Genomic DNA, 25769 nt, shown 5'->3' with positions numbered 1-25769 from the left:
GTTACATTGAGAATTAGAAAAGGAATTGTCGTTTTGCTGCTGCTATTTATTTTTGCAGGTTGCGGTTTTTTAAACGAACCCGAAGAAAAAGAAGTTGTTGCAAGGGTGAACGACTCCTATTTATACAGGGAAGATGTGGCTAAGCTCATTTCTGAAAATACCTCTCCGGATGATAGTACTCTCCTGGTAAATAATTTCATCAATCGCTGGGCTACTCAAAAACTTTTACTTGACAGGGCCAGAGTCAATTTAAGCAGTGAACAACAGGCGGAATTTGACAGGTTGGTACAGAACTACAAAAATGAACTTTATGCCAAGGCTTATACCGATGCTATTGTTGCGCGGGAGCTGGACACAAACATAAGCAGGGCTGCAGCCGAAGCCTATTATGAGGAGCACGGAGAGAATTTTCTACTGAATGAAAATCTTGTAAAACTGCGCTATATCAATATTACAAAGAACAATAATGACTTTGAAAATATTAAAACCCTTTTTCGCCGGTTCAATGATGAAGACAAGCAGGCTTTGCTTGACATGGCCATTCATTTCAATTCCTATTCTCTAAATGATTCGGTATGGGTAAAAACCAAGCAGGTTTATGATAAGATAAGACCTTTGAACCCGCAGGATTTTCCTGATTTTCTAAAAAATAAGAATTTTTTGCAACTTGAAGATTCATTAGGAGTATATTTGATCTCTGTTGAAGATGTTAAATTACGCAACGAACAAGCTCCCTTGGAATACTCTTTGCCGGGCATAAAACAGATCCTGCTTAACCGACGAAAACTGGAGCTTATTAAAAAATTAGAAAAAGACATTACACAAGATGCTATTAAAAATGACAATTTTGAGATATATAAATAATTTTTCCCCAATCCTTTTCTTCACCTTACTTGCGGGGTCATTACAGGCCCAGGAGGTGATCGTTACAGACAGTACTTCCATTGATATAGAATCTGACATTAAAACTGAGATCCAGGACCGCACAGGGAAATTTAAAGTGGACGGGGTTGCCGCAGTAGTTGGGGATTACGTTGTTTTAGAAAGTGATATTGACAAAATGTATTTGGAATTGCAAAGTCAGGGCGTGTCTACCGCAGATGTTACCAACTGCAATTTGGCAGGAAGGTTAATGGAAGACAAACTTTATGCTCACCATGCGGTACAGGATAGCATTATTGTTCCCGATGCCGAGATCAATGCACGTATTGACCAACAACTGGCATACATGGTGCAACAGGTGGGAAGCCTTGAAAAAGTGCTGGAATTTTACAAAAGAGAGGATGAAGCCGAATTTAGAAGTGAATTGTTCGAGATCGTAAAACAGAACGAACTGGCTTCTAAAATGCAAATGCAAATCGTAGAAGGAGTAGAGATCACTCCGGAAGAAGTTAGAGCTTTCTTTACAAGCATTCCTGAAGAAGAGCGCCCGGTTTTTGGAGATGAGGTTGAGATCGCCCAGATCGTAGTTAAGCCCGAAATTCCGCAGCAGGAGAAAGATGAGATCATTGCTCGTTTAAATGAAATGAGGGCAGATGTTCTTGAAAATGGTGCAAGTTTCGCTACCAAAGCGGTGCTATATTCAGACGATACTTCTTCCAGGTCATCAGGAGGTAAAGTTTCCTTATCACGAAATGATCCTTTTGTAAAGGAATTTAAAGATGCAGCCTTTTCTTTACAGGAAGGAGAAGTAAGTAAACCATTTTCTACCATATACGGTTACCACATTCTTACAGTAGATAAAATCCGTGGTCAGCAGGTTGATGTGCGGCACATCCTTCTAATTCCGGATGTTAGTGAAGAAACCAAGCAAAAAGCCTTAGAGGAGATCCAGAAAGTAAGAGAAAGGATCAACAATAAGGAGATCACTTTTGCTGAAGCTGCGAAGGAAGTTTCAGATGAAGCAGAAACAAGAGAGAGTGGCGGAAAACTGATCAATCCTACTACAGGAGATACCAGATTCGAACTTACCAAAATAGATCCTCTTTTGTATGAGCAGGTGGTGAGTCTTGAAAAGGGACAGGTTTCAAATGTGCTCACAGATCAGGATAATACAGGAAGACCTTTTTACAAGATCATCACGGTGATTAATCGCTACCCGGAACATGAGGCCAATTATGCCCAGGATTATAATAAAATCAGGGAGCTGGCACTAAGAGATAAGCAGCTTAAAGCCATTGAAAAATGGCAAAAAGAGAAGATCAGTGAAACTTATGTACGGGTGAATGGACAGTATCGTGATTGCGAGTATACAAGTAACTGGTTAAAAAAGTAATTTTGAAGTAAAGCAAAAGTATGTCAGACGTTGAGGCGGTAAAAAATCTGGTCACCCGGCACCAAGAACTAAGGCAGGAAATAGCCAAAAGGATCATTGGGCAGCAGGAAATAGTAGACCAAATTCTTTTGTCGGTCTTTTCGGGAGGGCATTCTTTGCTTATAGGTGTTCCCGGCCTGGCGAAGACTTTAATGGTCAATACCATTGCCAAAGCCTTGGGGCTTAACTTTAAAAGAATCCAATTCACTCCCGACCTTATGCCGAGTGATATTCTGGGATCTGAGATCCTGGATGAAAACCGGCACTTTAAATTCATTAAAGGTCCTGTCTTCGGAAATATAATTCTTGCAGACGAGATCAACCGAACCCCTCCCAAAACCCAGGCAGCTCTACTTGAGGCTATGCAGGAGCGGGCAGTGACGGTTGCGGGTCAACATTATAAACTCGATCTGCCTTACTTTGTGCTCGCAACTCAAAATCCAATTGAGCAGGAGGGAACTTATCCTTTACCCGAAGCTCAGCTTGACAGGTTCATGTTTGCAATCAAACTCGAGTATCCTTCTTTTGAGGAGGAGATACAGGTAGTAAAAAGAACAACTTCAGACGAGGTGGTAGAGATTAATCCTTTGTTTTCTGCAAAAGAGATCGTCGATTTTCAGCATTTGGTAAGACGTATTCCCGTTGCCGATAACGTGGTGGAATATGCCGTGGATCTTGTCGGTAAAACTCGGCCTGCAGGAGATCGTGCCACGCCAATGGTAAAAGAATATGTCGACTGGGGTGCCGGACCAAGAGCCTCTCAAAATCTCATTTTAGGAGCTAAAGCTAATGCCGCTGTTCACGGAAAATTCTCTCCGGATATTGAAGATGTTCAGGCCGTAGCTTTTGGAATTTTACGCCACAGGGTGATCAAAAATTATAAAGCCGAAGCCGAAGGGATTTCTGAAGAAGAGATCATCAAAAGCTTATTTTAAATCTCCCTTATTTTTCTGCAGTTCCTGTTTTTTAGCTGAAATTTTCAGCTACTAATTGTTTCTTCGTTCTCGGATTCCTTAAGTGAACTTTAATCAGGAGTAAAATTCAGGGCTCTCTTTTACTAATTTCTTATTCTGAAGCTCCATTTATAGGATGTACTTAATTTTATCCCGCTAATTTTACGGAATTATTAAATTATCTTCAGGGAAATATCTGCTTTGGTTATGATTTTTTAATTCCTGAGAGAATTCGTAATTTTGCATCACTTTCAGACAAAATAAATTTCTTATATATGGCATACGATATTGATATGATCAGGAAGGTTTATGACCAAATGGGAGAGCGTGTGAATGCTGCCCGTGAGGTTGCCGGTAAACCTTTAACGCTTTCAGAAAAAATCCTTTATTCGCATTTATGGGATGGGAAACCTACCCAAAAATACACCCGTGGAAAAGATTACGTAGAATTTGCACCGGACAGAATTGCCTGCCAGGATGCCACGGCTCAAATGGCCCTCTTGCAGTTCATGCAGGCAGGAAAGAAAACTGTAGCAGTGCCAACTACTGTTCACTGTGATCACCTTATCCAGGCTAAACTGGGAGCTCAATTCGATCTTCCAAGTGCCAAAAAATCCAGTGATGAGGTCTTTGATTTTCTTGAATCTGTTTCCAATAAATACGGGATTGGCTTCTGGAAACCAGGTGCCGGGATCATTCACCAGGTAGTTCTTGAAAATTATGCTTTTCCGGGGGGAATGATGATCGGAACCGATTCTCATACAGTGAACGCCGGCGGACTTGGAATGGTTGCCATAGGTGTTGGTGGTGCAGATGCGGTAGATGTAATGGCCGGAATGGCATGGGAACTTAAATTCCCTAAACTTATTGGAGTAAAACTTACCGGGAAACTTTCCGGATGGACCGCTCCCAAGGATGTGATCTTAAAAGTGGCCGGAATCCTTACCGTAAAAGGAGGAACAGGGGCAATTATTGAGTACTTTGGAGAAGGAGCCCAATCTATGTCGGCTACCGGAAAAGGTACTATTTGTAACATGGGTGCCGAGATTGGAGCTACAACTTCAACTTTTGGATATGATGCTTCCATGGAACGTTACCTGCGCGCCACGAATAGAGCAGATGTTGCAGATGCAGCTAATGAAGTAAAAGAACATCTTACTGGAGACGCCGAAGTTTACGCAAATCCTGAACAATATTTTGATGAGGTAATAGAGATCAATCTTTCTGAATTGAAGCCTCACCTTAATGGTCCTTTCACTCCGGATCTTGCTACTCCAATTTCTGAAATGGGAGAGAAAGCAAGAGCTAATGACTGGCCAATCAATGTTGATTGGGGACTCATTGGATCATGTACCAATTCTTCTTACGAGGATCTAACCCGTGCGGCTTCAATTGCCAAACAGGCGGTTGATAAAAAAGTAAAAGCAAAATCAGATTTCGGGATCAATCCCGGGTCTGAGACTATTCGTTATACTGCAGAAAGAGACGGTTTATTGCAGATCTTCGAGGATCTTGATGCCACTATTTTCTCCAATGCCTGCGGACCATGTATAGGTCAATGGGATCGAAGTGACCGTAAAGGAGAGGAAAAGAATACCATAGTACATTCCTTTAACCGTAACTTCTCAAAAAGAGCAGATGGAAATCCTAATACCCACGCATTTGTAGGTTCTCCAGAAATGGTAGCAGCAATTGCAATTTCCGGAAGGCTGGATTTTGATCCTACCACAGATACTTTACTAAATGAAGATGGGGAATACGTAAAACTGGATGAACCCACAGGAATTGAGTTGCCGCCAAAAGGTTTTGATGTAGAGGATCCGGGATATCTTGCACCTACCGAAGATGGATCTTCCGTTGAGGTAAAAGTTAATCCTGATTCTGAACGACTTCAATTGCTGGAGCCATTTGAGCCATGGGATGGTAAGAACATCATTGGGGCTAAATTGCTGATCAAAGCTTTTGGAAAATGTACCACAGACCATATTTCCATGGCGGGACCATGGTTGCGTTTTAGAGGGCATTTGGATAACATTTCCAATAACTGTCTAATTGGCGCAGTCAATGCATTCAACATGAAGACCAATTTCGTGAAAAACCAGATCACCGGCGACTACGACGGAGTTCCTGCCACTCAGAGGAAATATAAGGCTGCTGGTATTCCTACTGTTGTTGTGGGAGACCATAACTATGGGGAAGGATCTTCAAGAGAGCACGCGGCTATGGAGCCACGTCACTTAGGAGTGAAGGTGGTACTTGTAAAATCCTTTGCAAGGATCCACGAAACGAACCTGAAGAAACAGGGAATGCTGGGTATTACTTTTGAAAATGAGAGCGATTATGATCTTATCCAGGAGGATGATACCTTTAACTTTATCGATCTTGAAAACTTTTCGCCAGACAAGCAGCTGACTATTGAAATAGTCCATGCAGATGGTTCCAAAGATGTAATAAAAGCAAATCATACCTACAACCTGCCACAAATTGAATGGTTTAGGGAAGGTTCTGCTTTAAATCTTATCAAAAAGGAGAATGCTGCTGCCTAAGTAGCTTCAAATAGAATGAAGTACGAGCTCCTGCCTGTGCGGGAGCTTTTTTTGGTCTTACCAACCAACTTCCTGTAAAGAGACTTAGGGAAAAAATTCTTTAGAAACCCCACAGGAGCGGCATATTTTAATTATCAGGCGTTGATGGAGAGTTACCCAGCATTATGGGGTTAGAGCGTGCAGGAGAGAACTTCTGAACTTCTGCCGTAAGATTTTACGGAACTATTCCAGTACTGCCCAAAAAACAAAGACTGTCTAAAAAGACAGCCTTTTTTAAAAGTAGATGAGAAACCCCGGCATTCCTGCCGGAGTATTCAATCAAGTAATTTTTGCCCCCCAGTAAAAATTACTATACTCTCATCTATTATGGTAAGGATTCCAGCTTACGCTTCTGTTTTAACAAAACATCTAAGGTTGTAGATGGAATATCCTGATTATAAAGAGTTTCGTAATACAATTTAATGTTTTTTTTCTCTTTTTCATAACATGCTTTCAAATTTAATTTATTGAAAGTGTTTCTGGCGAGATAATCCAGTTTTAAAAATACGGGTAAAAAGTTGAGAACTGCACTTCCCACCTTAGATGCGTTGATGGAATTTTTTATATTGAAAAGCAGTCTTCTAAGCTCCAGCTTTGTCTTCTCTCTTATCTCAATGAGTTTTGCCACATTCTCTGCCATCTCTCTGTCTTCCTGTCTTAGGTCATAGTAGATGACATAATACATCTGCAAAAGATGATCATTGGAGAGATCGAGTTTTAGAAGTTGTGTGTAAAGCTGAAATTGCATCTGTGAGTATAAATAAAGTGAACCAACAGGATAAAAATAAACTTTATTTCTTCTCGTGAATTGCCTAAATATATGATTAACAGAAATTTAGCTTTTGTGTAAGAAGGTGGGTAAGAAACGTGAAATTTTTAACGAAAAGAAGAAGCTTAGGAAAAAACTATAGTGGAATTGGATTTTGAAGAAGTGCCCAGAGCGGGACTTGAACCCGCACGCCCTAATGGACACATGGCCCTCAACCATGCCTGTCTACCAATTCCAGCACCTGGGCATTTATTCAGAATTCTTTAAGAAACAGGTTGCTCTTGCAGTAGTCTAAATGAAATTGTGACCTGGCTGGGACTCGAACCCAGGACCCTCTCCTTAAAAGGGAGATGCTCTACCAACTGAGCTACCAGGTCAATATAAAAAAGAACTCTAAAAGTGATCTGGCTGGGATTCGAACCCAGGACCCTCTCCTTAAAAGGGAGATGCTCTACCAGCTGAGCTACCAGATCTGCCTTATTGCATTTTTGCTAATGCGGGTGCAAATATACCCACATTAATTTATTTTTCAAGAACAAATTGATATAAATTTGTTCATCATTTAAAAGGTGGGGTAAAACTGCTTATAAATCATTGAATTAAGGCATGAAAATTATTTTAGCAGGCTACATGGGTTCGGGTAAATCTGTAGTGGGACAGGAGCTCTCAGGCAAAATGGACCTTAAATTTCTTGACCTGGATGCCGAAATAAGGAAACAGGAGAATCTAACAATTGCCGAAATTTTTGCCGAAAAAGGAGAAATATATTTCCGAAGGAAGGAGGCCCGGGTACTTGAATATCTTCTGGAGCAGGAGGAGAGTTTTATTCTTGCCCTGGGTGGGGGCACTCCCTGTTATGGAAAAAACCTGCAGCTCATAAAGAATTCCGCAGGAGCTACTCTCATATATTTAAAAACCGGCCTGCTTCAGCTTAAACAAAGATTGCTTTCCGAAAGAGAACACCGGCCACTTATAAAAGATCTGGGTTCTCCTGAAGTTCTTGAGGATTTTATTCGGAAACACCTTTTTGAGAGAACCTTTTATTATAACCAAAGTGACTTAATTATTTCTACAGACGACAAAAGTGTTTTAGAAATTACTTCAGAAATAGTTGACAAGCTAAATTAGCTCTACGCTGTCGTCTCCTTCCTTAAAATGCACCTTTACCGTTTCATGTAAAGAGGTCGACAAGGAGATGCCTTTAAAATCAGCTTTGACGGGATATTTTTTGTGGCTGCGATCTACCAGGACGGCAGTTTTAAATCTTTTAAGCGGCACATCGAGAAAATGCCTAACTCCATAGATCAGGGTAGTTCCGGAATTCAGTACATCATCGATAAGCACCAGGGATTTATTCTGATATTCCTCCGAGGTCATACCGGTGGAAATCTTTTCCAGGGGGTTCTTTTTGTTGATCTTTACTTCGCACAGCAAGACATCAAGATCTGAAATGTTATTAAGTTCACTCTGTAATCGTTTAGCTAATGTAAACCCACTTTTGGAGATCCCGGCCAGCACGATCTGTTTCTCATCTACATTGCTTTCATATATCTGGTAAGCAATTCGTTTTATCTTATGCTTAATTTGGTCGTGATCAAGAATGGGAATAGAAGTTTTCTCCATGGTGGTTTTTTTCAAAGATAACAAACAGGCTTTTATTTTTTAATCTTTTTGATCTTCCTCATTATCCTCTGGATCGAACCAATCGTCCAGTTCTCTCCGATCTTTTTTGGTAGGTCTTCCGGTTCCTTTTTTGCGGTAATAATCCTGGGAGTATTTAAGCAGTTCCAGTTTTTCGAATTCTTCCTTTGGAGTAATATCATTGATGTACAGGTTCACGAGTTTTGCTCCTACACGGCTTTTCGGAAGGTCAAGCACTTCGATCTGGTAATTGATCTGGTTCTTTCTAACCGTGAGCTTATCTGTTGGATAAACTTCCCGGGAAGGTTTAACGATCGCGTCATTCACCCGTACTTTACCCTGTTTACATGCTTCTGTGGCAATGCTTCGGGTTTTGTGATACCGCACACACCATAAAAACTTATCTACTCTCATATAATCTGCAGTAAAAATGTATCATTCTTCAGCAAAAATACAAGAATATTGTATCTTGCGGCCCTAAAATACCTTTTGATGAATTTGAAGAAATTTTTGTTTTTGCCTGTTCTTGCAGCTGCATTTTTAATATCCTGTGATAAAGATGATGATGGATCGGCAGAACCTGAACCACCAAGAGATAGGGGAGAGCAGGAAACTGCAGACCAGGCAGCACTTGATGCTTATCTTGAGACTCATTTTTATAACTATGAGGATTTTGAAAATCCACCGGCAGATTTTAATTATCAGATAGAGATCGATACGATCAATGCTGCCAATGCAGATAAAACGCCTCTAAGCCAATCTCCACTTTTGGAAGCCAAGACTTATACTTTTGAAGACGTGGAGTATACCATTTATCTTCTAAAGGTTAGGGAAGGTGCCGAAGATCAATATCAGCCAAAATTCTCTGATTCTACCTTTGTTTCTTACAGAGGGTCTTTGCTAAATCGTAGAATGTTCGATGCTTCGGTAAATCCTGTATGGTTCGATCTTACCCGTACCATTCCCGGATTTTCACAATCCCTATCTGAGTTTAGAGGAGCTTCGGGCTTTGAAGTGCAGCCGGATAATACGATCAATTGGAATAATGACTATGGTATTGGTGCCGTATTCCTGCCTTCAGGTTTGGGATATTTCAACACTCCACAGGCTTCGATTCCTTCCTACAGTCCGTTGGTTTTTACCTTTAGACTCTATGGTGCTAATGAAGCCGATCATGACAATGATGGAATTCCCTCGTGGATGGAAGATCTTGATGAAGATGAACAGGTAAACAATGATGACACAGACGGAAACTTAGTTCCTAATTATATGGATGCCGATGATGACGGGGATTTTGTACCTACCAAAGAAGAGATTGTAATAAACGAAGACGGCAGTCTCACCTTCCCTGATACCGATGGGGATGGAACTCCTGATTATCTCGACAGCGACAGTTAATCATGTTAGCTAAAAAATAAAAGCCCCGAAAAGGGGCTTTTTTAATGCTTATATTTATACTAAAGATCCAGGGAAAGGCTGAAAATTACCTGACTCGGCCGTGTGTCCACTCTTGTTGGTCCACTGTTACTCCCATCCAGCGTCATAAATTCTGCTTCGTTTTCTTTTAGGGCTCTTTCGTATCTCACGTCCAATCCTATCTTTCCGAGCTGGATTCCCGCTCCCAGTTGTGCGCCAATGGTGAACTCATCTTTTACATCGCCCAGTTCAAAACCTTCAAAGTCATTGTCAACTATATATTGAAGACTTGGCCCGGCAAACAATTTCACGGGACCAAAAACTTTTGTGCCTACCAGGATGGGAAGATCTATTTTTGAAACGTTGTAATCTGCTTCTTCCTGGTTGAATTGGTAGGAACTTTTTGTAGTGGTATACACCAGCTCCGGCCTTAGAGAAAATCCAAGGATATTCATCTGATAAAAAACACCAAAGTGATATCCCATTTTACTTTCTCCACCTTCTATGATGTCTTCGCCGGCATTTGTAAAATCAGTATAGGTCATTTCTCCGTTGTCGGCATAATTGAGTCCGCCCTTTACTCCAAATCCACTTTGGGCCATTGCTGCGGAAGTGATACAAAACATTAAGAGCACTACGTACTTTTTCATAATAGGTTTTTTAAGTTCATGATCTATAGAACGGTTTCCTTCGAAAAATATTTCTAAAAAGAAAAGCCTCTCTAAAAATTGCTTTTTTGAGAGGCCTTATCTTTCAGGGAACAAAAATTATTTTCTTTTGATCACTTTTTCTGAAGCTTTTACGATTGCTGCGGCGTTTAAACCATACTTCTCCATAAGTTGTTCGGGAGTTCCACTTTCCCCGAAGGTATCCATCGTGGCAACAAACTCCTGTGGAGCAGGCTGGTGCTGTACAAGAGTACGCGCTACACTCTCTCCAAGGCCGCCAAGGAAGTTATGCTCTTCGGCGGTCACCACACAACCTGTTTTTCCCACTGAAGCCAGGATAGCAGCTTCATCAAGAGGCTTGATGGTGTGAATGTTGATCACTTCAGCAGAAATACCTTTTTCCTCAAGTTGTTCAGCCGCTTGAAGCGCTTCCCAAACCAGATGTCCGGTAGCGATAATGGTCACATCCTTACCTTCATTCAGAAGTACAGCTTTTCCAATCTCGAACTTTTGATCTTCAGGCGTGAAATTGGCAACTTTTGGTCTTCCGAAGCGAAGGTAAACAGGTCCGTGATGTTCTGCGATGGCAATGGTCGCTGCTTTCGTCTGGTTATAATCGCAGGTGTTGATCACTGTCATTCCCGGCAACATTTTCATCAACCCGATGTCCTCAAGGATCTGGTGGGTTGCCCCGTCTTCCCCTAAAGTGAGACCGGCATGCGAGGCGCAAATTTTGACATTTTTGTCACTATAGGCAATGGATTGCCTTATCTGGTCATAAACCCTTCCGGTAGAGAAATTGGCAAAAGTTCCCGTAAATGGAATTTTTCCGCCAATGGTCATTCCGGCTGCAATGCCCATCATGTTTGCTTCGGCAATTCCTACCTGGAAAAAACGCTCGGGATGATTCTTCTCGAAATCTCCCATTTTTAAAGATCCGGTAAGATCGGCACAAAGGGCTACCACGTTAGGATTGGTTTTTCCCAGTTCGGTAAGGCCGTCTCCAAAACCCGAACGGGTGTCTTTACTTCCTGTATTTGTATATTTTTTCATAAGCCTCCCCCGTTCCCTCCAAAGGAGGGGAGTTCGGGTATATTTTTAATTAGTAATAATTTTCATTTTTTCTCGATTCAACTCCTCCCCTTCGGAGAGGAAGGGTGGGGCTAGTAGTCGCCTAAGGTTTCAGGATTTTGAGCCAGGGCTTTTTCCAGCTGCTCATCGTTAGGGGCAACTCCGTGCCATTTGTGACTGCCCATCATGAAGTCAACGCCGTGACCCATTTCGGTAGTCATTATAACGGCCACAGGTTTTCCTTTTCCGGTACGACCCTTGGCTTCCTTAAGAGCTTCACGAACCTGAGAAATATCATTCCCATTTTCCAGTTCCAAAACATCCCATCCAAAAGCCTCAAATTTTTCTACCAGGTTACCCATAGGTAAAACATCATCTGTACAGCCATCGATTTGCTGGTGATTCCTATCTACAGTGGCAATAAGATTATCTACTTTTTTTGCCGCTGCATACATAATAGCTTCCCAGTTTTGTCCCTCCTGCAGTTCGCCATCTCCGTGCAATGAATACACTAAATGATCATCGCCGTTAAGTTTCTTGGTGTTTGCGGCACCTATAGCTACTGAAAGTCCCTGACCGAGAGAGCCTGAAGCTACTCTTACTCCCGGTAGACCTTCATGAGTAGTAGGGTGTCCCTGCAGACGGGAATCAATAAGCCTGAAGGTGCTGAGTTCCTCTACTGGAAAATATCCGCTGCGGGCAAGTACGCTGTAAAAAACAGGAGAGATATGGCCATTGGAAAGGAAGAACAGGTCTTCGCCTTTTCCGTCCATATCAAATCCTTCTTTGCGATCCATCACTTCCTGGTAAAGGACGCTTATAAATTCGGCGCAGCCTAAAGAACCTCCGGGATGACCCGAATTAACTTTATGAACCTGCCTTACAATGTCCCTTCTCACCTGGGTGACAAAATCTTCTAGTTGTTGTGTGTTTGACATCTGGGTTTTGATTAAATGTGTTGCAAAAATACTATTTTATAAAAGCTTTGGAAATCAACCAGCCCCAATTCTTATCAAAAGCTGTTAACAGTGGGAAAGTTGGAGATTAGTTATTGGAGAATGATTAATTTGTTAGAGAGGTAATTGGACTCGGGAAGTACTATTTTTTCCCGATGATTACACAGATCTTCGCTGTTGATGGCGCGGATTTGCAATCCGTGCCGAGATATTTCTTTTTGGAATTTGTTGCTTGTAATTTAATACAAAGGTCTCGACTCCGCTCGACCTGACATTGAAAAAGCTTTTGAAATTACGTGTGTTTTGGATTTAGTGCTTAACTATTTCCCGCTGATTACGCAGATCTTCGCTGATGATGGCGCGGACTTGCAATCCGTGCCGGGATATTTCTTTTTGGAATTTGGTGCTTGTAATTTAATACAAAGGTCTCGACTCCGCTCGACCTGACATTGAAAAAGCTTTTGAAATTATGTGTGTTTTGGATTTAGTGCTTAACTATTTCCCGCTGATTACAGAGATCTTCGCTGATGGTGGCGCGGATTTGCAATCCGTGTCGGGATATTTATTTTTGGAATTTGGTGCTTGTAATTTAATACCAAGGTCTCGACTCCGCTCGACCTGACATCGAAAAAATTTCTGATCACTGACCATTGGCCTCTGACCACTAAAAATAGCTATCTTTGCGCCCATTAAAATCTTCTATGAAATTTGAATTAGCAGTTACAGATCCGGGCAGCAGTGCAAGGGCCGGAGTGATAACTACAGATCACGGAATTATTGAAACTCCCATCTTTATGCCGGTGGGAACTATAGCTACAGTAAAAGGAATAAGCCAAAAGGATCTTAAGGAACAGGTAGACCCGGATATTATCCTGGGGAACACTTATCATCTTTACCTTCGGCCGCAAACAGAAATTTTAAAAAAGGCAGGCGGACTTCACAAATTCATGAACTGGGACCGGAATATCCTTACCGATAGTGGCGGATACCAGGTGTATTCCCTTTCTGAAAGACGAAAGATCAAAGAAGAAGGGGTGCGGTTCAAATCGCATATCGACGGCTCCTATCACAACTTCACGCCCGAGAACGTAATGGAAATTCAGCGGGCTATCGGGGCCGATATTATTATGGCTTTTGATGAATGTACGCCTTACCCGTGCGACTACAGGTATGCAAAAAATTCTATGCATCGCACACACCGGTGGCTTGACAGGTGTATCACTCATTTTGAAAAAACTCCGCCCTTATATGGTTATTCTCAGGCGCTATTTCCAATTGTTCAGGGAAGTACCTATAAAGATCTGAGGAAGGAATCTGCGGAATATATAGCTTCCGCCGGAGCAGAAGGAAACGCCATTGGAGGACTTTCAGTTGGAGAACCGGCTGAAGAAATGTATGCCATGACAGAGATCGTGACCAATATTCTTCCGAAGGAAAAACCCCGCTACCTCATGGGAGTGGGAACTCCGATTAATATTCTGGAAAATATAGCTCTGGGAGTTGATATGTTTGACTGTGTGATGCCTACCCGGAATGCAAGAAACGGAATGTTATTCACATCGCACGGAACCATTAACATCAAGAACAAGAAGTGGGAAGACGATTTTTCTCCTATAGATGAAGCTGCCAATACCTATGTGGATACATATTATACCAAAGCTTACTTGAAACACCTTTTTTCGGTAAATGAACTGCTTGGCAAACAAATTGCAACCATGCACAATCTCGGATTTTACCTCTGGTTGGTTCGTGAAGCGAGAAAACATATCTTAGCCGGGGATTTTTCCTCCTGGAAAAATGTGATGGTAAAGCAAATGAACAATCGTCTCTAAGTTGAAGATCCTTGACTGGTACATATTAAAGCGTTACCTGGGAACATTCGTAATGATGTTGTTCCTGTTTATTCCTATAGGGATCACCATCAACATTGCAGAAAAGATCGACAAGATCCTGGAGAATGAGGTGCCTTTTTGGGAGGTAGTAAATTACTATATAGATTTTACGGTTTACTTCGCCAATTTGCTGTTTCCGCTGTTCCTGTTTCTGTCGGTGATCTGGTTCACCTCAAAACTGGCGCAAAACACCGAAATCATTGCATTTTTGAGTAGTGGAGTAAGCTTTTGGAGGTTTCTGCGGCCTTATCTCATTGGTTCCACTGTTGTTTCCCTGGGAGCTTTGGTGATGGGCATGTACCTGGCGCCAAATGCCAGCAAAGGTTTCAATGAATTTAAGTACACCTATCTCAAACGCGGAGCCGAAGTTCAGGAAACAAGCGATGTTTACAGGCAAATTAATGATAAGGAGTACATCTATGCTTCGCATTTCCAGCCACGGCTTAACACGGCAAGAAATTTTACGCTGGAACATTTTGAAGGCAATGAACTAAAATTCAAAATAAGTGCCTCCCGGTTGAAACTCAACGAGGAGGATTCTACCTACACTCTTACTAATTTTAATAAGAGGATCATAGGAGAAGAAGGGGATGAACTTATTACTGAAATAAGTTTAGATACGGTACTTCCCTTCGAATTTGAGGATCTTACTCCGGTTTCCTATATGGCCGAAACCCTGAACTATCAGGAGCTTCGGGATTTTATTGCACAGGAAAAAAGGAGAGGTTCCGGAAATATTAATCGTTACCAGGTGGTAGCATACAAACGCTGGAGTTTACCGGTTTCAGCATATATTCTTACAGTGATCGCGGTGGCTGTTTCTTCCATGAAACGGCGGGGCGGAATGGGAGTAAACCTGGCCCTGGGAATTACCCTGGCATTTGTCTTTATCTTTATGGACAAGGTCTTTGGAACCATCGCCGAACAAAGTACTTTTTCTCCCTTGCTTGCTGTGTGGTTCCCCAATATTTTCTTTGGGATATTAGCTATTTACCTGCTCTGGAATGCCAAACGATAAATTAAGAAGTTATCTCCATTTTCACGTCATCGTGTTCATTTGGGGATTTACAGCTGTGCTGGGCGCTTTGATCACCCTCGATGCAGTGCCGCTGGTATGGTACCGTATGCTGCTTGCCAGCGGATTCATCTACCTGTGGATCAAATTCAGGAAAAAAAAATTGCGTCTCGCACCCAAAAGAGTAATGGTGATGTTGATCGCCGGGGTCGTTATCGCAGCACATTGGCTCACCTTTTTTGGAGCAATTAAGGTCTCCAATGTTTCCATTACACTGGCTTTACTTTCTACAGGAGCATTTTTCACTTCCTTTCTGGAACCTATCTTTTACAAACGAAAAGTAATATGGTATGAGATCCTTTTTGGTCTGGTGGTGATCTGCGGGCTTTATATCATCTTTAAAGTAGAGACCGAGTATTTAGCCGGGATCCTCCTCGCTTTGCTTTCAGCTTTTCTTTCCGCAGTATTTTCTTTGATCAACGGGAAACTGGCTCAAAAGGAAGATGCTTCGGTAATCTCATTTTACGAATTACTTACCGGTACCGCGGCAATCACAATTTACCTTCTTATCATTACCTTCTCCGGAAGTAATACTGCAGGTTTTAGTAATAAATTCTTTGATGTTTCGGCTATGGACTGGACCTATCTGCTCATCCTGGCTTCAGTCTGTACCGCCTACGCTTTTATAGCTTCCGTGGCAGTGATGAAACACCTTAGTCCATACACCATTATGCTAACGATCAACCTGGAGCCGGTTTACGGAATCTTGCTGGCCTTTTGGATCTTTGGCAGCGAAGAAGCAATGAACCCTGAATTTTACTATGGTGCAGCGATCATTCTGTCTACGGTGATCCTTAACGGCTTTCTCAAGACGCGCAGAAAATTCAAAAAACAACCGAAAGCTACCTTTTAAGTTTCTTATATTTGTAAGCTAATTTTAAACAACCCATAACTCATTATGGAATATTTAGACTTTGAATTACCTATAAAGGAGTTGGAAGAACAATACCAAAAGGCTTGCGCCATAGGTAAGGAAAGCGAGGTCGATGTTTCGGCCACCTGTCGCCAAATTGAAAAAAGACTTAACGAGACAAAAAAGGAAATATATAAGAATCTAACTGCCTGGCAACGGGTGCAGCTCTCCAGGCATCCAAACCGTCCTTATACATTAGACTATATCAACGCCATTTGCGGGGACACCTTCCTGGAACTTCATGGCGATCGCAATGTGAAGGATGACAAAGCTATGATTGGCGGCCTTGGAAAGATAGGTGATCAAAGTTATATGTTCGTAGGGCAGCAAAAAGGTTATAATACCAAGACCCGTCAATACCGAAACTTTGGAATGGCAAATCCGGAAGGCTACCGTAAGGCGCTGCGTCTTATGAAATCTGCAGAAAAGTTTGGAATTCCTGTGGTTACTTTTGTAGATACTCCCGGGGCTTATCCCGGCCTTGAAGCCGAAGAACGTGGACAGGGAGAGGCTATTGCCAGAAACATTCTGGAGATGACCCGTCTAAAAGTGCCAATTATCGTAGTGATCATTGGAGAAGGTGCCAGTGGAGGAGCTTTGGGAATTGGAGTGGGAGATAAAGTGCTTATGCTTGAGAATACCTGGTATTCTGTAATTTCTCCTGAATCCTGTTCTTCAATTCTTTGGAGAAGCTGGGAATTCAAGGAAAAAGCTGCCGATGCTCTAAAACTTACTGCCAAAGACATGAAAAAGCAGAAGCTCATTGACGAGATCGTTAAGGAGCCGCTTGGAGGTGCACACAGTAACAGGGAAATGACTTTTGAAACTGTGAAGAATGCCATTTCTGAAGCTTATGGTGAATTTAAAAACTTATCACCAGCAGATTTGGTCAAAAACCGGATGGAAAAATATGCTCAAATGGGAGTGTTTAAAGGTTAAACTCCTTATATATAAGATTTGAAAAAATCCGAAGGGTCGCTCTTCGGATTTTTTTGGCCTTATCAACAAATTATTAAAGTTTTCAACAGTTAAAATGTTCATAAACTGTGGACTAAGTCAGCCGGTTCGCAGCAAGGTACTAAACTCTATTTTTCTACATTCGTAACATGGAAAAAGCCAAAGCCCCCCAAAATTATAATTACAGTCCCGGGAATGTGATAAGTCTCGAGAAAGGAAAAGTTCCGCCACAAGCCGTTGATTTAGAGGAAGTTGTACTTGGCGCAATGATGATCGACAAACGAGGGGTTGATGAAATTATTGATATTTTACATCCGGAGGTATTCTATAAAAATGCGCATCAGCATATCTTCGAAGCGATTTTTAAGCTTTTTGAGAATTCAGAACCTGTCGACTTATTAACGGTTTCGAATCAATTAAGGAAAGATCAGAAGCTGGAGCAGGTGGGAGGTGATTTCTACCTGGTTCAGCTTACCCAAAAGGTGTCTTCTTCTGCACATATTGAGTTCCATGCAAGGATCATTCTTCAAAAATATATTCAGCGAAGTCTTATAAAAATTTCAAACGAGATCATTGAAGAGTCCTATGACGAAACTACCGATGTTTTTGACCTTTTAGACACCGCAGAATCCAAACTTTACGAAGTCACGCAAGGGAATATCAAAAGATCTTCAGAGACCGCTCAGGACCTTGTTATGCAGGCGAAGAAAAAGATCCAGGAGATCTCTAACAAGTCGGGGCTTTCCGGAATTCCTTCAGGATTTGAAAAACTTGATAAATTGACCTCGGGATGGCAACCGAGTGACCTTATTATTGTCGCAGCGCGTCCGGGTATGGGTAAAACCGCCCTAACGCTGTCCATGGCACGAAATATTTCTGTAGGCCAGAACATTCCGGTAGCATTCTTTTCTCTGGAGATGTCTTCTGTACAGTTGATCACCCGATTGATCTCTTCAGAAACCGGACTTTCTTCAGAAAAACTCCGTACAGGAAACCTGGAAAAGCACGAATGGGAACAGCTTAACGTAAAAGTGAAAGGTCTTGAAAAAGCGCCTTTATTTATAGACGATACCCCGTCTCTTTCCATCTTTGACCTTAGAGCTAAAGCAAGAAGGCTCGCTTCACAACATGGAATTAGATTGATCGTAATTGATTACCTGCAGTTAATGACTGCCGGCGGAAGCCAAAAAGGCGGAAACCGTGAACAGGAGATCTCTACCATTTCACGAAACCTTAAGGCACTTGCCAAAGAATTGAACGTGCCGGTGATCGCACTTTCGCAGTTATCCCGTGCCGTGGAGACAAGGGGAGGTTCAAAAAGGCCACTTTTGAGTGACCTTAGGGAATCGGGGGCAATTGAGCAGGATGCCGATATTGTATCCTTCATTTACCGTCCCGAATACTATAAGATAGAGGAGTGGGATGATGAAGAACGCTCTCCAACAGACGGGCAGGCAGAATTCATTGTTGCTAAGCACCGTAACGGGGGATTAGAGAATATTAGGTTGAAATTCGTTGGACATTTAGGTAAATTCGATAACTTAGATGATTTCGATTCTCCGTCTGAATTCCATTCAAAAATGAACGATGATGATGCCGGAGATTTTGGCTTCAACACCAGCCACTTCCCCAGTGCCGATGAAGCCTTTGGAAGCTCAATGAATGATGATTTTAACAATGACGACAGCGACGTGCCTTTCTAAAAACGCAATTTTTCTTCTGATTTTCTTCGGAAAATCTTTTACTGAACCTATTAAAAAAGCCGGAAAGAACTCATTCTTTTCCGGCTTTTTTATGCTCTTGTTTTTCCTGCTTTCTCTTCCCGCAATGGCATCCCAGGTGCTCATTCCCATGGATGCTGAAACCCAGCGGAATCATCTTAAAGCTTATGGAATAACCTATTGGATGCTTGAAAAAGAAGTAAAGGTACAATGGCTTTTAAATTATCGCGGCGGATCCTTTCTGCTGCCAGATTCTGAAGAACTGCGGCGCGAATGCCAGATTCGTGGAGTCTCTTTTGAGGTAATAAGTGATCAAAAAACCGAAGAGATCCTGGAAGAAATTTCCAGTCCGGCAAAAAATATGGAGGCGGTCCTGCTGGAAAAGGCACCAAAAATTGCGGTTTATTCTCCCCAGGGCAATAAGCCATGGGATGATGCCGTAACCATGGTGCTTACTTATGCCGAGATTCCTTACGAGACCATCTATGATGAAGAAGTACTTAATGATGCTTTACTGCTCTTTGATTGGCTTCATTTACATCACGAAGATTTTACCGGGCAGTATGGAAAGTTTTACCGCAGCTACCGTACGGCCCCATGGTATATTGAAGATAAAAAACAGGCGGAAGCTTTAGCGGCAAGTTTGGGGTATGATAAGGTTTCTGAAGAAAAACTTGATGTTGCCCTAAAAATAAGAGATTACGTGGTGGGTGGCGGATTTATGTTCGCCATGTGTAGCGCAACCGACAGCTTTGATATCGCTCTTTCTGCCGAAGGTGTAGATATCGCAGAACCTATGTTTGACGGCGATCCCAGTGATGCAGACTACCAGAGCAGACTTAATTTTGAGAAGAGCTTTGCCTTTGAAAATTTTATCCTGGAAAGAAATCCTATGGTTTATGAATTTTCTTCAATAGATATGACTAATAAGCGACAGGTTTCAATGGATGTGGATTATTTTACACTTATGGAATATTCGGCAAAATGGGATCCCATACCTACCATGCTAACCCAGAATCATACCATGCTGGTTAAAGGATTTATGGGACAAACCACAGCTTATGATCCTGCGACCATAAAACCTACTGTACTGGTCATGGGAGAAAGCAAGATCAACGGCGAAGCAAAATATATCCACGGAATTAAAGGCAACGGATTTTTCACATTTTACGGAGGTCATGATCCCGAAGACTATCAGCACATGGTAGGGGATCCCAAGACCGAGCTGCAATTGCATCCCACATCCCCGGGTTACAGGCTCATCCTCAATAATGTGCTCTTCCCGGCTGCAAAGAAACAGAAGCAAAAAACATAGGTGCTATGCACCTATACCTTTGTAAAGACGGACCATGGTCCGGCTCTAACACGATCAACCAATCCAATATCTCCTCCCTTGTCATATGAGAATCGACTCCCATCAACATTTCTGGAAATTTGATCCACAAACATACTCTTGGATTACAGATGAAATGGCCGTATTAAAAAAGGATTATACTCCCGAAGATTTGCGGCCACTACTCAAAGAAAACGGATTTTCCGGCTGTATTGCAGTGCAGGCAGACCAATCTGAAGCTGAAACAGAAAAGCTTCTGAAGATGGCAGAACAGTATAGCTTTATCAAAGGAGTGGTGGGATGGATAGATCTCACTTCGCCCGATGTGGAGGAGCGGTTGAAATACTTCTCTAAAAACCCTTTTTTGAAAGGAATTCGTAACACCGTCTGGGATGAAAAAGGTGAATTTATGACCTCTCCGGAATTTCAGCGGGGAATAGGATTGCTGGCTAATCTCGGACTAAGCTATGATATTCTGGCATTTGATTACCAGCTTAGATCTGCCGTTGAACTCGTGGAGGCATTCCCGAGACAAAAATTTGTACTGGATCATATGGGAAAACCTAAGATCTTTGGAAAACCCGAGAAGGAATGGATAAGTAACATCCGTCAATTAGGGGAATTGGCAAATGTATGGTGTAAGATTTCGGGATTAGTGACTGAAACCAAAAACTTCAGCTGGAAACCTACTGATCTTTTTCCTTTTATGGAAGTGGCGTATGAAGCCTTTGGAGCGGACCGCCTCATTTTTGGATCAGATTGGCCGGTATGCCTTTCCGCAGCAGGTTATAAGGAAGTAATTGCGATAGTTGAAGAATTTTTCCGCAGCGTTTCAAAAGAAGAAAAAGAGAAGATCTTTGGGAAGAATGCCGTGAATTTTTATAATTTGAAGTAAGAAAGAACAGAGGTGTCAAAAACGGGAAATTTGAATTGCATATTTCAAAAGGAGATCAAACTTTCGGCCAAATCAAGAGGCTTTCATTTAATTACTGATGAAGTTCTCCGCCAACTTCCGGAGCTAAAGGAAATTTCTGTGGGATTTCTTCATGTCTTCATCAAACATACTTCCGCCGGAATTACCATCAACGAAAATGCAGATCCCACGGTTAGGGAAGATTTTGAAAGTCATTTTGATAAAATGGTGCCGGAGGATCAGCCATACTACAGGCATACCTTAGAGGGTAGCGATGACATGCCGGCTCATATAAAGGCTGCATTGATGGGGAATTCCCTTCAGATCCCCATTACAAATGGAAAATTAAACCTTGGTACCTGGCAAGGCATCTATTTAGGAGAACACCGCAATCAAGGTGGCAGCAGGAAATTGGTCCTGACGATTTACGGAGAGAGAAAATAGGGAAACTGAGACAGGGATCTGTAAAGTTCCATATACCTTGCAGGTCTGTGTGAAAAGTTATCCCAGGCACATGTGTATTTCCTCATCAAAATTTCAGCAAAAAAAATCCCGCTCTTTCGAACGGGATCCTTTATAAGTGAGATAACAGTTTAATTTATTTTACTTTTTTGACGATAGCTTCAAACGCATCGGGATGGTTCATCGCAAGATCGGCTAAAACCTTACGGTTTAATTCGATCCCTGCGGCTTTTACTTTCCCCATGAATTGTGAATAAGACATTCCGTGTAGACGGGCACCTGCATTAATACGGATGATCCATAGTGAACGGAAATTTCTTTTCTTGGTCTTACGGTCTCTGTAAGCATATAACATTGCTTTGTCAACCGCGTTTTTAGCTACTGTCCAAACGTTCTTACGACGTCCAAAGTAACCTTTTGCTTGCTTAAGAACCTTTTTTCTTCTGGCTCTCTTCGCAACTGAATTTACTGATCTTGGCATATTTTTAAATTTTTTTGTAGCAGGCGGTCGTTGACACTTTTAACCGAAAGTTTAATTTCTAACTTCTAAATTCGTACTTCCAGTTGCCTTACTCCAGGGTTATTAAATTTGGTAAACCATCAAAGGTTCAATTACTTTAAACGTAACTGAAGTTTGATATTATTCTCGTCGGCCTCATGCACCAAAGTGCTGTGAGTCAACGCAAGCTTTTGCTTCTTAGTCTTCTTTGTTAAAATGTGACTCTTGTAAGCATGCTTTCTTTTGATCTTTCCGGTACCGGTAAGCTTGAAACGCTTCTTGGCACTGGATTTTGTTTTCATCTTAGGCATTCTGTCCTTCTTTTTAATTATCTCACTTATTATTGTAATTCGTAATTAGCTGTTTGAAGCCATCACGAAATTATTTCGATTTGGTTTTCTTGGGAGAAAGGAACATAGTCATACGTTTTCCTTCCAGCTTAGGCATTTGCTCTACCTTTCCAAGTTCTTCAAGATCTGTAGCAAGGCGCAGTAACAGGATCTCTCCCTGCTCCTTAAATACAATAGAACGTCCTTTAAAGAAAACGAAAGCCTTTAATTTTGCTCCGTCTTTGAGGAATTTCTCTGCATTCCTTTTCTTAAACTCATAGTCGTGATCGTCTGTATTAGGACCAAAACGTATCTCTTTTACAACCACCTGGGTGGCTTTGGCCTTTAATGCCTTATCACGTTTTTTCTGTTCATAGAGAAACTTTTTATAGTCCATTACTTTTGCAACGGGAGGATTGGCATTGGGAGAGATCTCCACAAGGTCCAGCTCCTGCTCCTCGGCAATGGCTAATGCTTTTCTGGTTGGGTAAACACCCATTTCCACGTTGTCGCCTACAAGGCGAACTTCTTCCGCACGGATTTTTCCGTTAATTCTGTGCGGATCTTCTTTGATTTCTCTAAGAGGTCTTTTGGTTCTTTTTCTACGTATTGCTATGGCTCAAAAATTTTGGTTAAACTTCAAATGATTGTAAAGTACTATTTACTTCTTTTTTAATTAATTGGGCAAAGTCTTCGACAGACATGCTGCCAAGATCACCTTCCCCATGTTTACGTACAGAAACTGTTCCGTTATTTTCTTCCTGTTCCCCTACGATCAACATGTACGGAATCTTGCTTACCTCGGCTTCCCTGATCTTCTTACCAATAGTTTCACTTCGGTTGTCTGCAAGGGCGCGAATTTCGTTATTTTCCAGCAAAGTTAAAACTTTTTGGCTGTATTTTTCGTATTTCTCACTGAGAGAGAGAATAATAGCCTGTTCGGGCATCAGCCACAACGGGAAATTACCTGCAGTATGCTCTAAGAGTATGGCTACAAAGCGTTCCATACTTCCAAAAGGAGCACGGTGGATCATCACCGGGCGATGCATTTCGTTATCACTTCCTTTATAGGTAAGATTGAAACGTTCCGGTAAATTGTAATCTACCTGTATTGTTCCCAACTGCCATTGTCTTCCCAGAGCATCCTTTACCATGAAATCCAGTTTGGGGCCATAAAAGGCGGCTTCTCCGGTTTCGATCACATAATTAAGGCCTTTTTCTATCGCTGCATTTATAATAGCGTTCTCTGCTTTCTCCCAGTTTTCGTCAGATCCTATGTATTTGGTTTTGTTCTCAGGATCTCTTAAAGACACTTGTGCAGTGAAATTTTCAAATCCCAAAGAATTGAATACATATAAGGTAAGGTCTATCACCTTCTTAAATTCAGAATCCAGCTGGTCTGGCGTACAGAAAATGTGGGCATCATCCTGAGTGAAGCCGCGAACACGGGTAAGTCCATGTAATTCGCCGCTCTGCTCGTAGCGATAAACAGTTCCAAATTCCGCAAAGCGCTTTGGAAGATCTTTGTAGCTCCAGTGGCCATTGTTGTAGATCTCACAGTGGTGAGGGCAATTCATAGGCTTCAGCAAAAATTCTTCTCCTTCATTAGGAGTTTTAATCGGCTGAAAGCTGTCTTCCCCGTATTTTTCATAGTGACCCGAAGTCACATATAATTCTTTATGACCGATATGTGGCGTAACCACCATTTCATATCCGGCTCTTTTCTGGGCTTTTTTCAGAAAATTTTCCAGGCGCTCTCTTAAAGCAGCACCCTTTGGTAGCCATAAGGGCAATCCCTGACCAACTTTTTGTGAAAAGGTGAATAATTCCAATTCCTTTCCAAGTTTTCTATGGTCTCTCTTTTTTGCTTCTTCCAAGAGTTCCAGATATTCCTTAAGATCTTTCTGCTTCGGAAATGAAATGCCGTATACCCTTGTCAACTGTGGATTCTTTTCATTACCTCTCCAGTAGGCTCCGGCCACGCTCATTATTTTTACGGCTTTAATAGAACCGGTATTGGGTAGATGTCCGCCGCGGCAAAGGTCGGTGAAGGTGTCGTGGTCACAGAAAGTGATGGTTCCGTCCTCAAGGTTTTCAATAAGTTCAACTTTGAACGGATTGTTTTCACGTCTATAGTAACCTAATGCTTCTTCCTTTGGTACTGAACGCATGTTGAAGTCATGTTTTCCGCGGACGATCTCCAGCATACGATCCTCGATCTTTTTGAAATCACTGTCAGATATCTTCTGCGCTCCAAAATCCACATCGTAATAGAAGCCGTTCTCGATTGCCGGACCGATGGTTAGTTTCGCTCCCGGATAAAGATCTTGAATTGCCTGCGCCATCACGTGAGAAGAGGAGTGCCAAAAAGCCTTTTTTCCCTCCTCGTCATTCCATGTATATAAGGTAAGGCTGCCATCGGTAGTAAGAGGTGTGGAAACTTCAACCGTGGTATCATTAAATTTTGCCGAAATGACATTCCGCGCAAGACCTTCACTAATACTTTTGGCAACCTCCATAGGAGTAGTTCCCTTTTCGAATTCCTTTATACTGCCATCCGGCAACGTAATCTTTATCATAAAACTTTAATTAAGGCTGCAAAGATAACAGGTTATGCTTTGCTTTACAATACTATTATATATGACTAGTAATTTTTTGGGCGTTTCCCCTCCACAGTCTTTGGCTTAGGTGAGGCGGGCTATACACTTCAATCTTTTTGTTTGTCCCTCACAAAAAGGATTTTTGCTGCTACCTGCCTGCCGTAGCTTCAGCGTAGGCAGGTCCCTAACGCGAAAAAGAAACCCAGCCAGGGATTGGAACCTGGGGAGGGTTGGAAATTTAACATCTCTCAAAAATATCATTTCCAACACCTTATCTTATGTGGCTCTAAAAATGTCAAAAAAAACTTAAAAAACTTTTGCAGGAGACTTGCACAAATGGAATCCGATCGTATATTTGCAGCCGCTTTGAGAAACAACAACAGGTCTTTGGACCGGGAGTTGTAAGCCCAGTAGGGCAGGAGCTTCAAAGCAAATACGTTCTCTGAAAAAAGTTTAAAATTTTGTTTGTTTTGTACCGGAAAAAGGTTGTAGATTTGCATCCCTGTTCTGAATAGAAAGCTTTCCAGGAAGCTTCGAAAAAAAATAAAATTTTTTCTTGCAGGTTTTAAAATCGGTTGTATATTTGCAGCCGCTTAAAACAGGAGCGAAGTTCACAAATTATACTGAAAAGGAATCCCGGGTAGGGCACAGGTAGAAAAGGTTCAACTCCTTTTATTTCAACAAGACGATCCTTCCAAAAAT

The 25769-nt window shown here is 41.9% G+C and carries 24 protein-coding genes and 3 tRNA genes; 14 read left to right on the top strand and 13 right to left on the bottom strand.

What is annotated here, in order from left to right; all coding sequences use genetic code 11:
• Nucleotides 1-6 precede the first annotated feature (6 nt).
• From CRO16_RS00140 to CRO16_RS00125, 4 genes are all read left to right on the top strand, one after another.
• The gene (locus CRO16_RS00140; RefSeq protein WP_097054336.1) at nt 7-864 is read left to right on the top strand and encodes a peptidylprolyl isomerase; all 858 of its coding nucleotides are present in this window, start codon (nt 7-9) and stop codon (nt 862-864) included.
• Nucleotides 839-2275 carry a peptidylprolyl isomerase gene (locus tag CRO16_RS00135; protein ID WP_394341383.1) on the top strand — a complete coding sequence of 479 codons (1437 nt, stop codon included), beginning with the start codon at nt 839-841 and terminating at the stop codon, nt 2273-2275. Before CRO16_RS00140 ends, CRO16_RS00135 begins: the two co-directional genes overlap by 26 nt.
• Before the next feature lie 20 nt (nt 2276-2295).
• Nucleotides 2296-3249, top strand: a complete 954-nt coding sequence (locus tag CRO16_RS00130; RefSeq protein ID WP_097054334.1) for an AAA family ATPase — start codon at nt 2296-2298, stop codon at nt 3247-3249.
• 293 nt (nt 3250-3542) lie between these two features.
• A complete protein-coding gene (locus CRO16_RS00125) occupies nt 3543-5813 on the top strand; it encodes an aconitate hydratase (RefSeq protein WP_097054333.1) in 2271 nt (756 codons plus the stop codon).
• Between the two features lie 364 nt (nt 5814-6177).
• Here CRO16_RS00125 and CRO16_RS00120 read toward each other — a convergent pair whose 3' ends face one another.
• The 4 genes from CRO16_RS00120 to CRO16_RS00105 form a co-directional block, all read right to left on the bottom strand.
• Complete coding sequence (locus CRO16_RS00120) at nt 6178-6600, bottom strand: hypothetical protein (protein WP_097054332.1); 423 nt, start codon at nt 6598-6600, stop codon at nt 6178-6180.
• A 184-nt stretch (nt 6601-6784) separates the two neighbouring features.
• Nucleotides 6785-6868 (bottom strand) — tRNA-Leu (locus tag CRO16_RS00115).
• A gap of 57 nt (nt 6869-6925) precedes the next feature.
• Nucleotides 6926-6998, bottom strand: a tRNA-Lys gene (locus CRO16_RS00110).
• Nucleotides 6999-7021: 23 nt separating this feature from the next.
• Nucleotides 7022-7094: transfer RNA gene (locus CRO16_RS00105), tRNA-Lys, on the bottom strand.
• Between the two features lie 133 nt (nt 7095-7227).
• On the opposite strand from CRO16_RS00105, the gene CRO16_RS00100 reads away from it, so the two are divergent.
• Nucleotides 7228-7749, top strand: coding sequence for a shikimate kinase (locus CRO16_RS00100; RefSeq protein WP_097054331.1), 522 nt, complete (start codon nt 7228-7230; stop codon nt 7747-7749).
• Here the strand turns inward: CRO16_RS00100 and CRO16_RS00095 are convergent.
• Together CRO16_RS00095 and CRO16_RS00090 are read right to left on the bottom strand one after the other, a co-directional pair.
• Entirely contained in the window at nt 7741-8244 is a 504-nt protein-coding gene (locus CRO16_RS00095; RefSeq protein WP_097054330.1) for a phosphoribosyltransferase family protein, read from the bottom strand. The genes CRO16_RS00100 and CRO16_RS00095 overlap by 9 nt on opposite strands.
• A 39-nt stretch (nt 8245-8283) precedes the next feature.
• Complete coding sequence (locus tag CRO16_RS00090) at nt 8284-8676, bottom strand: RNA-binding S4 domain-containing protein (RefSeq protein WP_097054329.1); 393 nt, start codon at nt 8674-8676, stop codon at nt 8284-8286.
• Between the two features lie 78 nt (nt 8677-8754).
• Between CRO16_RS00090 and CRO16_RS00085 the strand changes: the two genes are divergently transcribed.
• Nucleotides 8755-9660 (top strand): FKBP-type peptidyl-prolyl cis-trans isomerase, encoded by a 906-nt coding sequence (locus CRO16_RS00085; RefSeq protein WP_097054328.1) that lies wholly within the window; start codon nt 8755-8757, stop codon nt 9658-9660.
• A gap of 59 nt (nt 9661-9719) precedes the next feature.
• Here the strand turns inward: CRO16_RS00085 and CRO16_RS00080 are convergent, their stop codons facing one another.
• The 3 genes from CRO16_RS00080 to CRO16_RS00070 all read right to left on the bottom strand — a co-directional run bounded on the left by CRO16_RS00080 (nt 9720) and on the right by CRO16_RS00070 (nt 12355).
• Nucleotides 9720-10328, bottom strand: a complete 609-nt coding sequence (locus CRO16_RS00080) for an outer membrane beta-barrel protein (protein WP_097054327.1) — start codon at nt 10326-10328, stop codon at nt 9720-9722.
• A 117-nt stretch (nt 10329-10445) separates the two neighbouring features.
• A complete protein-coding gene (locus tag CRO16_RS00075; RefSeq protein ID WP_097054326.1) occupies nt 10446-11399 on the bottom strand; it encodes a transketolase family protein in 954 nt (317 codons plus the stop codon).
• A gap of 110 nt (nt 11400-11509) precedes the next feature.
• Nucleotides 11510-12355 carry a transketolase gene (locus CRO16_RS00070; protein ID WP_097054325.1) on the bottom strand — a complete coding sequence of 282 codons (846 nt, stop codon included), beginning with the start codon at nt 12353-12355 and terminating at the stop codon, nt 11510-11512.
• 719 nt (nt 12356-13074) lie between these two features.
• Here CRO16_RS00070 and tgt point away from each other — a divergent pair.
• The 8 genes from tgt to CRO16_RS00025 all read left to right on the top strand — a co-directional run bounded on the left by tgt (nt 13075) and on the right by CRO16_RS00025 (nt 21621).
• Nucleotides 13075-14205 (top strand): tRNA guanosine(34) transglycosylase Tgt, encoded by a 1131-nt coding sequence (gene tgt, locus CRO16_RS00060; RefSeq protein WP_097054323.1) that lies wholly within the window; start codon nt 13075-13077, stop codon nt 14203-14205.
• A 1-nt stretch (nt 14206) separates the two neighbouring features.
• The gene (locus CRO16_RS00055) at nt 14207-15283 is read left to right on the top strand and encodes an LptF/LptG family permease (RefSeq protein WP_097054322.1); all 1077 of its coding nucleotides are present in this window, start codon (nt 14207-14209) and stop codon (nt 15281-15283) included.
• Nucleotides 15270-16193 (top strand): DMT family transporter, encoded by a 924-nt coding sequence (locus tag CRO16_RS00050; RefSeq protein WP_097054321.1) that lies wholly within the window; start codon nt 15270-15272, stop codon nt 16191-16193. Before CRO16_RS00055 ends, CRO16_RS00050 begins: the two co-directional genes overlap by 14 nt.
• Before the next feature lie 45 nt (nt 16194-16238).
• Nucleotides 16239-17192 carry an acetyl-CoA carboxylase carboxyltransferase subunit alpha gene (locus tag CRO16_RS00045; protein ID WP_097054320.1) on the top strand — a complete coding sequence of 318 codons (954 nt, stop codon included), beginning with the start codon at nt 16239-16241 and terminating at the stop codon, nt 17190-17192.
• Between the two features lie 167 nt (nt 17193-17359).
• The gene (gene dnaB, locus CRO16_RS00040; protein ID WP_097054319.1) at nt 17360-18913 is read left to right on the top strand and encodes a replicative DNA helicase; all 1554 of its coding nucleotides are present in this window, start codon (nt 17360-17362) and stop codon (nt 18911-18913) included.
• A 91-nt stretch (nt 18914-19004) separates the two neighbouring features.
• Nucleotides 19005-20246, top strand: coding sequence for an asparagine synthetase B (locus tag CRO16_RS00035; RefSeq protein WP_245858904.1), 1242 nt, complete (start codon nt 19005-19007; stop codon nt 20244-20246).
• A gap of 85 nt (nt 20247-20331) precedes the next feature.
• Complete coding sequence (locus CRO16_RS00030; RefSeq protein ID WP_097054318.1) at nt 20332-21159, top strand: amidohydrolase family protein; 828 nt, start codon at nt 20332-20334, stop codon at nt 21157-21159.
• A gap of 30 nt (nt 21160-21189) precedes the next feature.
• Nucleotides 21190-21621 (top strand): secondary thiamine-phosphate synthase enzyme YjbQ, encoded by a 432-nt coding sequence (locus tag CRO16_RS00025; protein WP_218839717.1) that lies wholly within the window; start codon nt 21190-21192, stop codon nt 21619-21621.
• A 154-nt stretch (nt 21622-21775) separates the two neighbouring features.
• On the opposite strand, the gene rplT is transcribed toward CRO16_RS00025, so the two are convergent.
• The 4 genes from rplT to thrS all read right to left on the bottom strand — a co-directional run bounded on the left by rplT (nt 21776) and on the right by thrS (nt 25046).
• A complete protein-coding gene (gene rplT / locus CRO16_RS00020; protein WP_097054317.1) occupies nt 21776-22120 on the bottom strand; it encodes a 50S ribosomal protein L20 in 345 nt (114 codons plus the stop codon).
• A 131-nt stretch (nt 22121-22251) separates the two neighbouring features.
• Nucleotides 22252-22449 carry a 50S ribosomal protein L35 gene (rpmI, locus tag CRO16_RS00015; RefSeq protein ID WP_097054316.1) on the bottom strand — a complete coding sequence of 66 codons (198 nt, stop codon included), beginning with the start codon at nt 22447-22449 and terminating at the stop codon, nt 22252-22254.
• A gap of 70 nt (nt 22450-22519) precedes the next feature.
• Nucleotides 22520-23041, bottom strand: a complete 522-nt coding sequence (infC, locus tag CRO16_RS00010; protein ID WP_262504842.1) for a translation initiation factor IF-3 — start codon at nt 23039-23041, stop codon at nt 22520-22522.
• Between the two features lie 58 nt (nt 23042-23099).
• A complete protein-coding gene (gene thrS / locus CRO16_RS00005; protein WP_097054315.1) occupies nt 23100-25046 on the bottom strand; it encodes a threonine--tRNA ligase in 1947 nt (648 codons plus the stop codon).
• Nucleotides 25047-25769: the final 723 nt, after the last annotated feature.

This window comes from Salinimicrobium sediminis, from assembly GCF_900215295.1.
Lineage (GTDB): Bacteria > Bacteroidota > Bacteroidia > Flavobacteriales > Flavobacteriaceae > Salinimicrobium > Salinimicrobium sediminis.
The sequence above is the reverse complement of the archived record's forward strand: the minus strand, read 5'-3'. Positions and strand labels throughout refer to the sequence as shown.